The 14,071-nt window shown below is 49.9% G+C and carries 14 protein-coding genes; 6 read left to right on the top strand and 8 right to left on the bottom strand.

What is annotated here, in order from left to right:
* Window positions 1-4: 4 nt before the first annotated feature.
* Window positions 5-442: a DUF192 domain-containing protein gene (locus ACYVIC_RS01290; RefSeq protein ID WP_460856556.1), complete on the top strand. Its 438-nt coding sequence runs from the start codon at window positions 5-7 to the stop codon at window positions 440-442.
* Window positions 443-632: 190 nt separating this feature from the next.
* Here ACYVIC_RS01290 and ACYVIC_RS01285 read toward each other — a convergent pair whose 3' ends face one another.
* From ACYVIC_RS01285 to ACYVIC_RS01270, 4 genes are all read right to left on the bottom strand, one after another.
* The gene (locus tag ACYVIC_RS01285; protein ID WP_460856554.1) at window positions 633-3,746 is read right to left on the bottom strand and encodes an efflux RND transporter permease subunit; all 3,114 of its coding nucleotides are present in this window, start codon (window positions 3,744-3,746) and stop codon (window positions 633-635) included.
* 11 nt (window positions 3,747-3,757) lie between these two features.
* Entirely contained in the window at window positions 3,758-4,987 is a 1,230-nt protein-coding gene (locus tag ACYVIC_RS01280; protein ID WP_460856552.1) for an efflux RND transporter periplasmic adaptor subunit, read from the bottom strand.
* A 62-nt stretch (window positions 4,988-5,049) separates the two neighbouring features.
* Window positions 5,050-5,433: a hypothetical protein gene (locus tag ACYVIC_RS01275; RefSeq protein ID WP_460856551.1), complete on the bottom strand. Its 384-nt coding sequence runs from the start codon at window positions 5,431-5,433 to the stop codon at window positions 5,050-5,052.
* 19 nt (window positions 5,434-5,452) lie between these two features.
* Window positions 5,453-6,085 carry a 2OG-Fe(II) oxygenase gene (locus tag ACYVIC_RS01270; protein ID WP_460856549.1) on the bottom strand — a complete coding sequence of 211 codons (633 nt, stop codon included), beginning with the start codon at window positions 6,083-6,085 and terminating at the stop codon, window positions 5,453-5,455.
* A 105-nt stretch (window positions 6,086-6,190) separates the two neighbouring features.
* On the opposite strand from ACYVIC_RS01270, the gene ACYVIC_RS01265 reads away from it, so the two are divergent.
* Complete coding sequence (locus ACYVIC_RS01265) at window positions 6,191-6,814, top strand: flavin reductase family protein (RefSeq protein WP_460856547.1); 624 nt, start codon at window positions 6,191-6,193, stop codon at window positions 6,812-6,814.
* A gap of 69 nt (window positions 6,815-6,883) precedes the next feature.
* Window positions 6,884-7,480, top strand: coding sequence for a DUF3833 domain-containing protein (locus ACYVIC_RS01260; RefSeq protein WP_460856546.1), 597 nt, complete (start codon window positions 6,884-6,886; stop codon window positions 7,478-7,480).
* Here the strand turns inward: ACYVIC_RS01260 and ACYVIC_RS01255 are convergent.
* From ACYVIC_RS01255 to ACYVIC_RS01245, 3 genes are read right to left on the bottom strand one after another with little or no spacing between them, the layout of a single operon-like run.
* Window positions 7,477-8,070 (bottom strand): DUF4136 domain-containing protein, encoded by a 594-nt coding sequence (locus ACYVIC_RS01255; protein ID WP_460856544.1) that lies wholly within the window; start codon window positions 8,068-8,070, stop codon window positions 7,477-7,479. The two genes, ACYVIC_RS01260 and ACYVIC_RS01255, sit on opposite strands and share 4 nt — an antisense overlap.
* Window positions 8,071-8,086: 16 nt before the next feature.
* The gene (locus ACYVIC_RS01250) at window positions 8,087-9,604 is read right to left on the bottom strand and encodes a DUF3369 domain-containing protein (protein WP_460856542.1); all 1,518 of its coding nucleotides are present in this window, start codon (window positions 9,602-9,604) and stop codon (window positions 8,087-8,089) included.
* A 21-nt stretch (window positions 9,605-9,625) separates the two neighbouring features.
* Window positions 9,626-10,018 (bottom strand): DUF2721 domain-containing protein, encoded by a 393-nt coding sequence (locus tag ACYVIC_RS01245; protein WP_460856540.1) that lies wholly within the window; start codon window positions 10,016-10,018, stop codon window positions 9,626-9,628.
* A 210-nt stretch (window positions 10,019-10,228) separates the two neighbouring features.
* On the opposite strand from ACYVIC_RS01245, the gene ACYVIC_RS01240 reads away from it, so the two are divergent.
* Window positions 10,229-11,536 (top strand): hypothetical protein, encoded by a 1,308-nt coding sequence (locus ACYVIC_RS01240; RefSeq protein ID WP_460856538.1) that lies wholly within the window; start codon window positions 10,229-10,231, stop codon window positions 11,534-11,536.
* A gap of 11 nt (window positions 11,537-11,547) precedes the next feature.
* Window positions 11,548-12,159, top strand: coding sequence for a YjaG family protein (locus tag ACYVIC_RS01235; RefSeq protein ID WP_460856536.1), 612 nt, complete (start codon window positions 11,548-11,550; stop codon window positions 12,157-12,159).
* Between the two features lie 16 nt (window positions 12,160-12,175).
* Here ACYVIC_RS01235 and rsmD read toward each other — a convergent pair whose 3' ends face one another.
* Window positions 12,176-12,796, bottom strand: a complete 621-nt coding sequence (gene rsmD, locus ACYVIC_RS01230; RefSeq protein WP_460856535.1) for a 16S rRNA (guanine(966)-N(2))-methyltransferase RsmD — start codon at window positions 12,794-12,796, stop codon at window positions 12,176-12,178.
* Between the two features lie 82 nt (window positions 12,797-12,878).
* Here rsmD and ftsY point away from each other — a divergent pair, with 82 nt between their 5' ends.
* On the top strand, window positions 12,879-14,069 hold the full coding sequence (gene ftsY, locus ACYVIC_RS01225; RefSeq protein ID WP_460856533.1) for a signal recognition particle-docking protein FtsY: 1,191 nt from the start codon (window positions 12,879-12,881) through the stop codon (window positions 14,067-14,069).
* Window positions 14,070-14,071 lie beyond the last annotated feature (2 nt).

The following is a 14,071-nucleotide window of genomic DNA, read 5'->3' as shown; positions in this document are numbered from 1 at the left end:
CCGCATGACACGATTTTTGGCAGCGCTGGTAATGATATTGCCGCTATTGGCTTGTGCTGTGCCGGATGAACCACGAGAGGTATTTAGCCTGGTGCCGCTGCAGGTGGGTGAAGTACTTATTCAGGTGCAGTTGGCAGATACGGCGGAAAAACGGGCGCAGGGGCTGATGTTTCAGCAAAGTGCAGACCCGGGTATGTTGTTGCTATACCGCGAGCCCAGAGCGATAGCGCTGTGGATGGCCAATACCGCTATGGCGCTGGATGTAGCCTATATTGGCCCGGACTGGCGCATAGCAGAACTGATCACGCTGGAGCCTTTTGATACCACTGCGGTGCCGTCAGCCAAACCGGTGATTGCCGCGCTGGAAATGCCGCGTGGCTGGTTTGCTAAACATGGCGTGGTGGTAGGACAAAACGTAACGCTGTCGCAACACCAGAACTAACTTACCAGCTTCGTAGCACGAGATAGTTGCCGCTCTGCTCGCCACAGTGGGGTTGCGGGCATCCTGCCCTCCACCAGGCGGACCAGCTGCGCTGACCAAATTCGTTCCGGACGAATTTGTTATCCGCCTTCGCTAACGCGAAAAAGTCTGTGGCTGCGCTATCGGCAACTATCTCTGCTTTGTTTCAGTATCAGTTTACCGGTAATGCCCGGCGCAGTAACAGAAAGTACAGTACCGGCATCAGCAGCATTGATACCAGTGGTGCGGCTATCATGCCACCGAGCATCGGGGCGGCAATACGCTGCATCACTTCGTTACCGGCGCCGCTGCCTAGCATAATCGGCAGCAGGCTGACAATAATAGTCAGTACTGTCATCGCCTTGGGCCGCACCCGCTGCACGGCGCCCTGCATAATAGCCTGCCATAGCTGCTGCTGATTTTGCGGCTTGATATCATCCACCGCCCGTTTTAAATACAACAGCATAACCACGGCAAATTCGGCGGCGACACCGCTGAGTGCAATTAAGCCCACCGCCACGGCGACCGATAGCTGATAATCGAGTAAATACAGCAGCCACAGGCTGCCGCTGAGGGCGAACGGCAGCGTAACCAGTACCAGCACGACATCAGTAAAGCGGCGGAAGGTTAAATACAGCAGTACCATGATGAGCAACAGCGTAAAGGGCACCAGTTGCTCCAGCCGCTGTGATACCCGCTGCATATACTCGTATTGGCCGCCAATACTCACACTGACCTGCGCTGGCAAACGCTGACTTGCCAACAAGCTTTGCAGCTGTGTTATATAACTACCGAGCTGCGTTTGCGCCGGTAAGTCGATATAGACCCAACTGGTTAAGCGGGCGTTTTCAGCGCGGATCATCACCGGGCCATTTACCACCTCTACTTTTGCCACTTGCTCCAGCAGCACATAAGCCCCGTCGCGGCTTTGCAGCGGTAGCCGGCGAATATCATCCGGGTGGCTGCGATAATCACGCGGAAAGCGCAGGCTGATATCGTAACGCTCGCGGCCCTGAATACTTTGCGCCACCGGCGCGCCGCCTATGGCAAAAGCGACGTATTGCTGCAGCTCGGTTAGGGTGATGCCGTAGCGGCCCAGCTGGGTTAAGTCTGGCGTAATGTGTAAGTAAAGGCCATCTTCGGCGCGTTCGGCAAATACTGAACGGCTGCCCGGCAGCAGTTTAATCTCTGCCTCCAGCTGCTGCGCCACCGCTGAAATAGTGCTCAGATCCGGCCCGCTTACGCGCACCCCCACCGGGGTTCGAATGCCGGTAGACAGCATATCAATGCGGGTTTTTATCGGCGGCAGCCAGGCGTTGGTCAGCCCTGGTACCTGCACCGCAGCGTCAAGCTCGGCAATAATATCGTCCAGCGTAAAACCGTCGCGCCACTGGCTTTGCGGCTTAAGTTTAATGCTGGTTTCCAGCATCGTCAGCGGTGCCGGGTCTGTTGCGGTATTGGCGCGGCCGCTCTTGCCCAACACTGTTTCTACCTCGGGCACGGTTTTAATTAGCCGGTCGGTTTGCTGCAGTAATTTGGCTGCTGTGGCCGGGCTTAAGCCGGGCAGGGTAGTGGGCATATACAACAGGTCGCCCTCGGCAAAGGCCGGCATAAACTCGCTGGATAAACGCTGCCACGGCACTATGCTCGAGGCCAGTGCCAGCACGCTAAGCAGCACTAAGGTGGTCGGAAAACGCAGACACAGTTTAAGCAGTGGCGTATACAGTGCGATTAAACCGCGGCTGAGCGGGTTTTTCTGCTCCGACGGAATTTTGCCGCGTAAAAAGTACAGCATCAACACCGGAATTAACGTAATGGCCAAAATAGCGGCAGAGGCCATAGCAAAGGTTTTGGTGTACGCCAGCGGGGCAAATAAACGGCCTTCCTGTGCTTCTAACATAAACACCGGTAAAAAGCTGACGGTGATCACCAGCAAGGAGAAAAACAGTGCCGGGCCGACATCAAGGCAGGCGTCGATAATGGTTTGACGAAACTCCGCTTTAGTTAACTGGCGGCCGTTGGTGCGGGCCTGCTCCAGCTTTTTATGGCCGTGTTCTACCATTACAATAGCGGCATCGACCAGGGCGCCGATAGCAATGGCGATGCCGCCCAGGCTCATTACGTTAGCGTTAATACCCAGCTGCTGCATCAGTAAAATGCTGGCCAGCAGCGCCAGCGGTAAACTGATTACGGCGATTAACGCGGAGCGTACATGCAGTAAAAACACCAGACACACCAGCGCCACGACAGCCATTTCTTCCAGCAGTTTTTGGCTTAAATTGCTGACGGTGTTTTCAATTAATTCCGAGCGGTCGTAAACCGTGACCAGCGCTACGCCGTCGGGCAGGCCGTTGTTTAACTCCGCCAGTTTACGTTTCACCGCCGCGATAGTACTCAGTGCGTTTTCGCCATGACGCATGACAATAATACCGCCGACCACTTCACCCTCGCCGTTCAGCTCTGCAATACCGCGCCGTGCGCCTGGTACAATTTGCACGCTGCCAATATCGGCCAACGTTAGCGGGTAGTCGGCGCTGTTACGCACTCCCAGTGGCACAGCGGCTAAATCAGTCAGTGACTGAATATAATCACCGGCCTGCACCAGCAGTTCGGTTTCGGCCACTTCAATAACACTGCCGCCCTGTTGCTGGTTGTGGCTGTTTATTGCAGCAATCACCTGGGCCAGGGTAACGTTAAAAGCACGCATTAAGCGTGGTTCAAGCTGTAACTGGTAGGTTTTGGCCATACCGCCAATGCTGGCTACTTCTGCCACGCCGGCGACGCTTTGCAGCTCCGGCGTCAGGTAAAATTGCTGCAGACTGGTGAGTTGCTCTAATGATATATCGGCATTTTTTGCAGTTAACGCATACTGGAAAATCCAACCGACGCCACTGGCATCAGGGCCCAAGGTGGCCTTTGCGCCGGCGGGCAGGCTAACGGTTTGCAAATATTCCAATACCCGCGAGCGCGCCCAGTAAGGGTCGGTGCCGTCATCAAAAATCACATACAGGTAGCTGTCGTTTGGCATTGAAAAGCTGCGCACGGCTTTGGCTTTGGGAACAGCCAGCAGCGCTGTCGACAGCGGATAACTAACTTGCTGCTCGATAGTTTCGGGGGTTTGGCCCGGATAGCTGGTTTTAATAATTACCTGGACGTCGGATAAATCCGGCAGCGCATCCAGCTTCAGCTGCTGGCTTGCCTGATAGCCAAATAGTGCCAGCGCCAGCGTGGTTAATAATACCAGCAGCGGGTTTTGCACCGACCAGCGAATAATAGCCTTAATCATTGCGTGAGCTCCTAATGCTGGTGACTGGCGCTGTTGCTTTGCGGTAACTGGCTTAAGCTGGCCTCGGCGTCGAGCAAGAACTGGCCGGATACCACTACCAGTTCGCCGTCATGCAAGCCGGACAGCACTTCAACATAGCCCTGAGCACTGCTGCCGGTAGTGATAGTGCGCACGCTAAAGTTATCACCGTCTTGCACCACCACCCGTCGGCTGTTGCCGCTTAGCAGCACGGCATCACGCGGCACGCTAAGTACATCTCTTAGTGGTCCGCCGTATAGTCGTACCGGTAACAGCATATTGGGTTTAAACAGTTGCTTGCTGTTATCCAGCGTCAGCCGTACTTTGCTACTGCGGCTTTGTGCATCGAGTGCGGGGTAGATGTAATCCACTTTGGCATCTATGGCGCTTACGTGCTGTGACGGAATATCTACTTCGGCGCTCATGCCGTTAAACAACCAGCTTTGTTGGGCTTCGGCCACATCGGCCAGTAACCAGACCCGGCTCAGGCTGGTAAGCTCCATCAGCGTATCGCCGGGCTTGATATACATACCATCGCGCACGTTCAGCATAGTGACTACACCATCCTGATGGGCGTAAACCGTGATCTGATACTGGCTTTGCCTGCTTTGTTGCAGTTGGTTAATGTCTTTATCGCTCAGGCCAAGCAGCCGCAGGCGGGTTTCAGCACGTTTAACTAAACTGGCGCTGCGCTCGCCGTTTTGTTTGCTAACCGATAACGCCTGCAGATAATCGTCCTGTGCTACCAGTAAATCGGGGGCATAGTAGCTAAACAGCTTGTCGCCGGCCTTAACGCGTTGGCCCAGGCTGCGAACATACAGTTGTTCTATCCAGCCCTCAGCACGGATATGGCTGTGGTGAATGGCATCTTCGGCATACTGCACCGTGGCAAAGGTGTCGATAAAGCGCCACAAGGTGCGAGGGGCAGCTGCTTCGGTGCGGATAGCCAGTGCCTGTTGCATGGCACCGTTTACCTGCACCTGCGCCATTTTTTGCTGCCGCTGCAGCACCAGATCCATGCCACAAATCGGGCAGTTTCCGGGCTCGCCCTGCTGAATATGCGGGTGCATCGGACAAACATATACAGGGCTGGCTTCGGCTAACACACTTTGTGCTGCCGCGACTGGGCTGGCATGAGCGTGCCCGCTGTGATCCTGGGCCTGTGCCGATAGTATCAGCGCGCCCTGCAGTAACAGCAGCGCCAGAACATAAAACTTATACATAGTATTTTCCTGAAACAATAATTACGACACGTGCTTAAGCACGACATTAAAAACAAACGGTATCAGGCGTTTATCGGTGGTGGCGGGTCTTCGGCAAAAAACCACTGCGGTAGCGTTGCTATATGTTGGGCTACTGTGGTGTTAGGGCGGACATAACGGAATAGTTCAGTGGCTAACAATGCACCGGCTGTGGCACAGTGCTTGGCACAGCAATCACTTTTACATTGATGCTGCGGTTGGTCGCAACAGTCGTGTTCAGTTTCTACCGGCGCCACCTTTGCTGCACTGTGGCACGGCATTTCGTTTGCCTCACCGGCGGCGAGCAGTTGTGTGCTATTTTGCTGTAGTGCATCAGCCAGGGTATACGCATGCGCTGGCTGCACCGATCCGGACAGGCCAGATAGTGTCAGAGTCACTAACAATAAATAACTGAGTACAATGCGCATAGGGCTAATCATAGGTGTTTTAACTGGCCGGGTCTAGTATGCCGTTAATACTGGCATTTTTGCGAAACCAGCCGGCAATGCTGTAACGGCTGTCAATTGCTGGTAATACCTCATGCGGAAAGCGCTCACTTTCAAACAGCACCAGGCTGCCGGCAGTCGGTGAAAAGGTATTAATTAGCTGGTTATGTTCGTCGTAAAGCGCCAGCTCGCCACCCGCTTTGACACTGTTTAAATAACTTACCGTGGTAAGCACCCGGTTAGAGCGGCCGCTAAAGGCATCAACATGCTTTTGGTAGTAATCGCCCGGATTATAACGGGCAAAGTGACATTCAAAATCAAACAGGCCTAAAAAGCAGCGTCGGTTAAAGGCCTGCTGCAATTGTGCCATTAACGCCAGGTAACTTTGCTGGGCCGCACTTTGGCCATCAAACCACTGGGTAGCATCGCGACGAATTTGTTGATTCAGCTGATGTGCGTTTTGCCTGCCGATGCCAGCGGGTGTTAAATTGGCGTGATGTTGTGCTTCATGCAACAAGGCTGTATTCAGCTCGTTGCTAAGAAAATGGGGTAGCCAAACCCAGCCATGCTGATAAAAAGCGGCAATAATGGCATCAAAATTCAGCGCATCGCTGGCTAACACAGCATCAGACATAGCAAGGCTCGATAAAAAAGTTGTGGCTATTGTCGCGCAAAAGCTTACGCAGCCAAAGCAGATTTTGTTAGGCTGCGTACATCCTGTTTAACCTTGCAGAGTCCTATGTCTGATAATCGCTATTTTTATGAACCGGCCAAAGGCCATGGCCTGGCGCATGACCCGTTTAATGCCTTAGTAGCGCCGAGGCCAATTGGCTGGATTTCTTCACAAGACAGTACAGGCCAGCTGAACCTGGCACCCTACAGTTTTTTTAATGCCTTTAATTACACGCCGCCGATTATTGGCTTTGCCAGCACCAGTTACAAAGATACAGTGCGTAATATTGAACAAACCGGCGAGTTTTGCTGGAATCTGGTAACTAAGCCATTAGCGCAAGCGATGAATCAAACCAGTGCCGCTGTGGCGCCGGACGTGGATGAATTTGCCCTGGCCGGGTTAACCGCCAAAGCCTCCAGCATTATTAAGGTGCCGCATGTGGCTCAAAGCCCGGTAACCTTTGAATGCAGGCTAAGCCAGGTGCTGCAGCTAACTGCTGCTGATGGCTGCAAAATCACCACCTGGATGGTGTTTGGTGAGGTGGTGGGGGTGCATATTGCACAGCATTTGCTGGTAAACGGCATTTATGACACGGCAGCGGCGCAGCCGGTATTGCGCGGTGGTGGCCCGGCGGACTATTTTGTTGCGGATGCAACAACGCGGTTTCAAATGCACCGGCCTAAAGCTTAACCACTAAAAGAATAATTATTTGGGCTGGACTGAGTGGCTCTACGTAATGACTATTAAAGAGGAAAGAATATGTATAAATCAGCGTTTATAGCCATTACAGTGTTGTTGTCGGGCTGTAGTCAGTCGGTGTCGGAATATAGTAATGAAACACCAGTGTTAAAGCTGGACCAGTTTTTTCAGGGCGAAAGTCGTGCCTGGGGGGTATTGCATGACTGGCAAGGTAAACAAAGTGTACGTTTTACGGCGGAGCTGTGTGGTAGTTGGCAAGGTAATAGCGGCGACTTATACGAGCTGTTTTACTTTAGTGATGGCCGCATTGAGCAGCGCCATTGGCAACTGCAGCAAAATGCAGATGGCAGTGTAACTGGCAGTGCCGGCGATGTAGTAGGTCAGGCAAAAGGCCAGTTAGCAGGCAATAGTTTGTACTGGGAGTATACACTTCGTATTCCCTATGGCGGTGATACGCTGGATGTAAAAGTAAAAGACTGGTTGTACTTAATTGACAACGAAAATCTGCTCAATCGCACAACTTTACATAAATTCGGTTTAACAGTTGGTGAGCTGACGTTGTCTATTCAACAGCAAAATAAAAACGCCGACTGCGCGGCGCTTCAAGAAAAAATTCGGCAGGAGGTGCCCGCTAGCAGGTTGACTCAGCGTGGTTAATGCGCTGCAGTTGCCTGTTTAGTTGGGTATTGCTGAAAGATTAAACCTACAACCTTAGCAATAGCGGGTTTTGGTTGTTCCAAATCTGCTCTTTTTAGCGTCCCTTCAGAAATGCCTTCCCAAATCAGCTGTTTTTTAACGGCGTCAACCACGTCGATATTTACTGTACCGTGTTTGTAGCGCACGGTATCAATTTCGCTGGTATATAACGGAAAGCCCAGATAATAACCCCGGCGGTAGTTATAGTAATTGTAGTGCACGTTTGCACTGGGTGTAGAACGTACGTCGGTACGCTCTTCGACATTTGAATTAAAATTTACCAGTAAATCTGCATTAGTATCAGTATATTGGTAGCCCAGAGCTGTCATTTCAGCGGTTATGGCATCTTTAAAGTGTTGTGTAACTAACGTTGCATAAGCCGGATGGTCCGTTGCTGGTTCTGGCATAAAGCTAAACGTTTTATAGCTGGCGAAGTTAATATTTGCGGCAGCATCTGAACGAACTTTGGGGCCAGAGGCACACCCGGCAATAAGTAATACGGCAACTGCAGTAACTGCAAGGCCAAAACGTTTAATCGAGTAACTTAACATACACTTCTTCCTGTATTTAATCCGGGTAAGCATCGCGAATGGCGAGAAAGGCGTCCAGATTGTTTAACAAAATATCTGCGAGCACCGGGTCAAAATGTTGACCACGCTCTGCACGGATTAGTTCGATAATTTGCCCTAAAGGCCAGGCTTTTTTATAACATCTGTCGCTGCCCAGCGCATCGAATACATCTGCCAATGCGGTAATGCGACCGGCGATATGAATATTGTCAGCGCCTAAACCTTGTGGATAACCATTGCCATTCCATTTTTCGTGATGCTGCTGCGCTATAATGGCACCCATTTGCAGGATCTCGTTAGAAGAATGTTGTAAAATCTGGTAACCCAATTCAGCATGCTGCTGCATGATAGCCCATTCGCCAGCATCATGTTTGCCTGGTTTATTTAATATGTGATCCGGAATGGCAATTTTACCCAAATCGTGCAGTGGTGATGCCAGCTTGATGACTTCGGCATCGTACTCAGATAAGCCAACTTTAATAGCCAGCAGATAGCTGTAGTTAGCTACCCGTTTGACGTGGCTGCCGGTTTCTTTTGAGCGTTTTTCTACCGCTTCGCCTAAAATGTACGACAACTCACGCTGGCTGTCTCGCATCAGCTCGCGTAAGCGGATGTTTTCATAGGCGATAGCAATATTATGCGAAAAGTAGCTTAACAAATGATGTTCGGTTTGCTCTAACTTCGAACCTTTGCTGACATAGAGAAAATTTTCATTGCCGCGGTGGGTAGTGAAGTAACCAATAAAACAATCGTCGCCACGGTAAGGCATTTTGTCTCGTTGCACCTGCATTATTTTGGTCAGTACTTCTGGGGGCAAACTACTGTTGTTTGCTACGTTGCTGGCAATTACATCAAGTTGCAAGGTGTCGGCTGAAGCACTGTTAATGGCGGCACAGCAATAGATTTGCTCCCGCTGCAGCCCTAACAAAAACGCTACCTGGCCGAGTATCAGTGAAGCAAACTCTTTTAATGAGCTGCACTGCAAAAAACTGGTGGTGCAGCCAATGATTTTCTCCAGCCCGGCTTTATGGTGTTCAATAATACAAATATCCCGGTAAGAGCGCAGCCCGGCATACAGCAGGGTTTTCAGTTTTATAGCAGTAACTTCGGTTTTGTTTTTGTAGTCGTTAATGTCGTAATCGCGAATGACATGCTCTTCCGGCGCTTCGCCCGGCTGTCCGGTGCGTAATACAAGTCGCATGCGACGGTTGTTAAATGTCTGGCGGATGGTTTTTACCAGTTCAAGCCCGGCATGTTGTGTTTCCATTACAACGTCAATAATAGCTACAGCGATGTCGTCGTGTTGGTTTATAAGCTGTTCAGCCTGTTTCGCGCTGCGGGCATGTAATAGCAGCAGCGGGCGTTGCTCAAAACTAAAATTGCTTAGCACCAATGAAGTAATCTGATGAATGCTTTCGTCATCATCTACTACCAGTATCAGCCAGGGCGAGGCTGCTACGACGGGTTCTTCGACAGTGGTTGGTTCATCAGTAAATAAAAAATCGTTTTGGCTCATCTCGCTACCTGTTCAGTCGGGCTAGCCCCGCTGCAGTGACTCAAGTTCTATATTTATCGCATCACAAGAGATTTGGATCTCATACAAAGAATAGAGCAGGCTGATTAATAAGCTAATCAAACTGATGACAAACAACAACTGGCCAGCAATCTGCCACAGCATAAATAAACAAAACATTGCCGCAGTACACAGTACAAAACTCAGCACGCCAAAAGCTTGCATGGTTTTTATCAATACGATGCGTTTTCGCAGGTTGCTTATTTGCCTTTTAGCCAGGTCTCTAACCTGGCTACCTTCACGCTGATTCAGCTCGCGGATTAGCTGTGCCAATACCAGGAAGCGGTTGGTATAAGCTAGTAATAACAATGATATAGCAGGAAATAGCAATGCAGGTGTTGTGAGGTCCATCATCATTCAGTTCCTGTTATGACAGAGTTAACTATAGTATGACAAAAATACTAATAGCGTTAGCTATCGTTGAAAACTCATATTACACTAAACCACAGCAATATATGCCTTGATAAGAATAACTGTTAAGGTATTGTGGTTGAAGAGTGGTTTTGAAGACTATATGGCGATGCGGTTGAGAATACAGGTGTCGTTTAAGTAGCACGAGAGCTGATAATGAATGCAGTAAAAAGCAACAATAATAAAAAAAATGAGCAGCAAATTATTGCCGGATTAACCGATGCGGCACAACAACAATTGGCCGCCAGCCTGGCAGGTTTTACCGAGCAACTGTTGCAATCACAGCAACAACAGTTGCAGTTATTTGCCTCTTCTGTGTTGGCAGACAGCCAAAAACAGTGGCAACAGCGCCTGATTGAGCAGGAACAAGCCTACCAAAAGCTGTTTAAAGACTGGCAGCAAACCAAGCAGCAACTTGACTTAGCAGTGCCATTAGCGACAGCAGATAACCATGAATTAGCTAAACTGCGTCAGCAGCATAAGCAGGTATCAGATGAGCTTGCAGCTACAACACTGACATTAACTGATATGCAGCAAGAGCGCACTGCACAACAGGCTGTGTTAGAACAATTGCAACAAAAAGTGGGACAGTTGCAACAGCAAGGTAGTGATGGTAGTGCCTTGCAAGAGCAGTTGCATTACTCTGAGCATAAAGCGCAACAACTGCAACAGCAGCTTACGACCGCGCACTCAGAAGCAGAGCAAGCCAAAGCTGCGGTGCATGAAATGAAGCTATCAGTGCAGCAAAGCAAAGCGGAGCTTAAGCTTGCTGTTGAACAACAGCAAAAGCAGTTGCAACAAACCAATGATCTTCAAATGCAATATCAGCAGCAATTAGATAAGTTGCAACAAGATATTGCCAGCCAGCAACAGCAATTGGCCGCGGCTGAGCAAAATAAGCAACTGATAGACCAGATGCAAGCTGCAGAGAAAGACAAACTGCAACTTATTGCGCGCCTGCAGCAAGAAATTCAGGACCGCAAAACAGCTCAGGAGCTACAGCAGCAAAAAATTCAGCAACTGCAGCAAGAGCAAGCGGGGCAACTGGAAACGTTCACACTGCAACAACAAGACAGCCAGCAACAATTAGCACTGGCACAAGAACAACTCGCGCAGGCGCAGCAGCAGCTAATTGAGATTGAGCAGCAAAGCGGTGGCTTAGGTTCTGAGTTGACGCGCTTACAAACAGATTACGTCAGCCTGACTGAGCAGCATCAACAGAGCCAAACCCGGTTGCAAAAACTGGAATCGCAGCTTGAGCATGCGCAAAATCGCCAATATGCTGCAGAGCAGAAACAGCAGCAAGAAGCCGATAGTAGCCGCGAGCTAATCCGCACGTTGCGCACTGAATTACAAACGCAGCAAGAAGCACATCAAACCGAAGTGCAGACACTGGAAGAACGCATAATGGAATTTAAACTGAAGTTTGAATATGCGCAAAAACAACTTAAAGTTACTGGTTAAATTACTGTCAGATGAAATTAAAAGCTAATAATTTTCAGGCGATGCGCGAGTTGGGTTTTTACCAACAAGCTGCCATCGCAGCTGCTTTACTTGAACGTATGTTACCTAATTACCAGTTATTTGCTGAAGTAACACAAAGCGGCGATGCCGAATTGCCGCGTCATATACTAACACTGGTGTGGGAGTGGTTGACGGTTAAAAAAGTCAAAATTAACTTCGAAAAGTTATCAGCAGAGCTAGAGCTGATTACACCCGACGTCAGTAATTTTGATATTTTTGGAGTGTATCCTGCTGTTGATTGCGCTACCGCGCTGGATATGATGCTCAGCGGTATCGCCCAGCAAGATGCCGGTGAGTTTATCAATGTAGCTAAAATATCGCAGGCTACGGTGGCGCGCCTGATTGAGCACGAGAGTATCGACGACGATATAACCACAGAAGCTGAGCTAAAAAAAATAGTCCGTGAACACCCTCTAATGCAATATGAAATGGACTGTCTGGCAGAGCTGATCGAGCTGGTTACCCCGCTTAAGCAGTTTGGTCGTGAAGAGCGGCAGTTACTGCAGCATTGGGTGGCAGAGCAGGGCTTAACCAATTTAGGTATGGAACTGAGCAGCGACTGAGCAATTAAGCGCGGTGTCAGCCGCGCTGATACAATCGGTAAGCCAGTTGCCCCGCGACTTTTTCTTTGAGCAAACGCCAGTTTTCCGGTAAAGCCGTAACATCCAATTCTTTCTCTGTTTCCAGGTAAATTAATGCTGTGGTTGCCAGCCATTGCTGTTGCTCCAGTAGCTGGCAGCACGGCAAGGCTAAATCTTTACGAAATGGCGGGTCGATAAACACCACATTATACTGGCGGTTAGCCGCTTGCTTTAGCCAGTTAAGGCTGTCGGTATTGATTACTTCAGCCGTGCTGCAGCCGAGTTTTTGCTGGTTTTGGCGTAGTTGCGCTGCTGCCGCTTTGTCGTGCTCTAGCAAGGTGCAATGACTGGCATAGCGTGACAGCGCCTCAAAGCCCAAGCTACCGCTGCCAGCAAAGCAATCTAACACTTCAGCGCCATTGATATCATGCATTAACCAGTTAAACAGCGTTTCTTTAACGCGGTCGGTGGTTGGGCGCAGACCTTCAGCATCTAAAACGGCTAATTTGCTGCCGCGCCAGCTGCCGCTGATAATACGCACTTCTCCTGGTGTGCCTGAGGCCGCAACCGATTTTTTGCTACCGAACGGGCGTTTTGTGCTGCTTTTTGCTTGTTTCATCTAATACATTTTGCCTTTAACACAAAGGTGTTAGTATAACAGTCAAGTTTACCTTAGTTTTTATCAGCATACACTTGGGCTTATGAGCAAAAAAAATAAATTGTTTTCCTGGCTTGGTTTTGGCAAAGACAACAACGCCGCCGATAGTGCTGTGCAACAGCCTGAGCCATCCGATGTAACTGACTCTACGTTACCCATTCAGCATACTGCAGAAAAAGCTGAAGCGGATGTAACAACCCCCACTGATAACCTTGCTGATACAGCAGTGCAAACTGTTACTGAACCGGTGCCAGTTGCAACTGATGTGGTGGTTGATGCTGCATTGGCGGTTAAAGCTGAAGCAGCAAAGAAAACCGGCTTTTTCTCGCGTTTAAAGCAAGGCTTAGCCAAAACCAGCCAGAACTTAGGCTTGGGCTTGGTTGGTTTATTCAGCGGCCGTAAAATAGATGACGAATTATACGAAGAGCTCGAGACCCAGCTGTTACTGGCCGATGTTGGTGTAGACACCACCCAAAAGCTGATCCGGCAGTTGGAACAGCACGCAGATCGTAAGTCTCTAAAAGACGCCACTTTGTTATTTGATAAGCTGCAACAGGATATGACAGCACTGCTCAAAGATGTTGAGCAGCCGTTGCAACCGGTTAACCAACAAGGCCCTTTTGTTATTTTAATGGTTGGCGTTAATGGTGTGGGCAAGACCACCACCATTGGTAAGATGGCTCAGCAGTTTAAACAGCAAGGTAAGTCTGTAATGCTGGCAGCTGGGGATACCTTTCGTGCCGCGGCAGTAGAACAGTTGCAAGTATGGGGCGAGCGTAACCAGATCCCTGTGATAGCCCAACATACCGGTGCCGACAGTGCCTCGGTTATTTTCGATGCTTACCAGGCCGCTAAAGCGCGCAAGGTCGATGTGTTGATTGCCGATACTGCCGGCCGGTTGCAGAACAAAGCCCATCTAATGGAAGAGCTGAAAAAAATAGTTCGTGTACTGCAGAAAATTGATCCAACCGCGCCGCATGAAGTCATGCTGACACTAGATGCTGGCACTGGCCAGAATGCGCTGAGTCAGGCCAGGGTATTTAACGAAGCTGTGCAGCTAACCGGTATCAGTTTAACCAAGCTGGATGGTACAGCGAAAGGCGGGGTTATTTTTGCTATCGCTGATCAATTTAAGGTGCCGCTGCGCTATATCGGTGTCGGTGAAGGGATTGATGATTTACGCGTGTTTAATAGCCAGGATTTTATTCGCGCGCTGTTTAACCGGGAAAGTTAACC

The sequence above is a fragment of the Rheinheimera gaetbuli genome, assembly GCF_054781935.1.
This window is presented reverse-complemented; position numbering and strand designations above follow the sequence as displayed.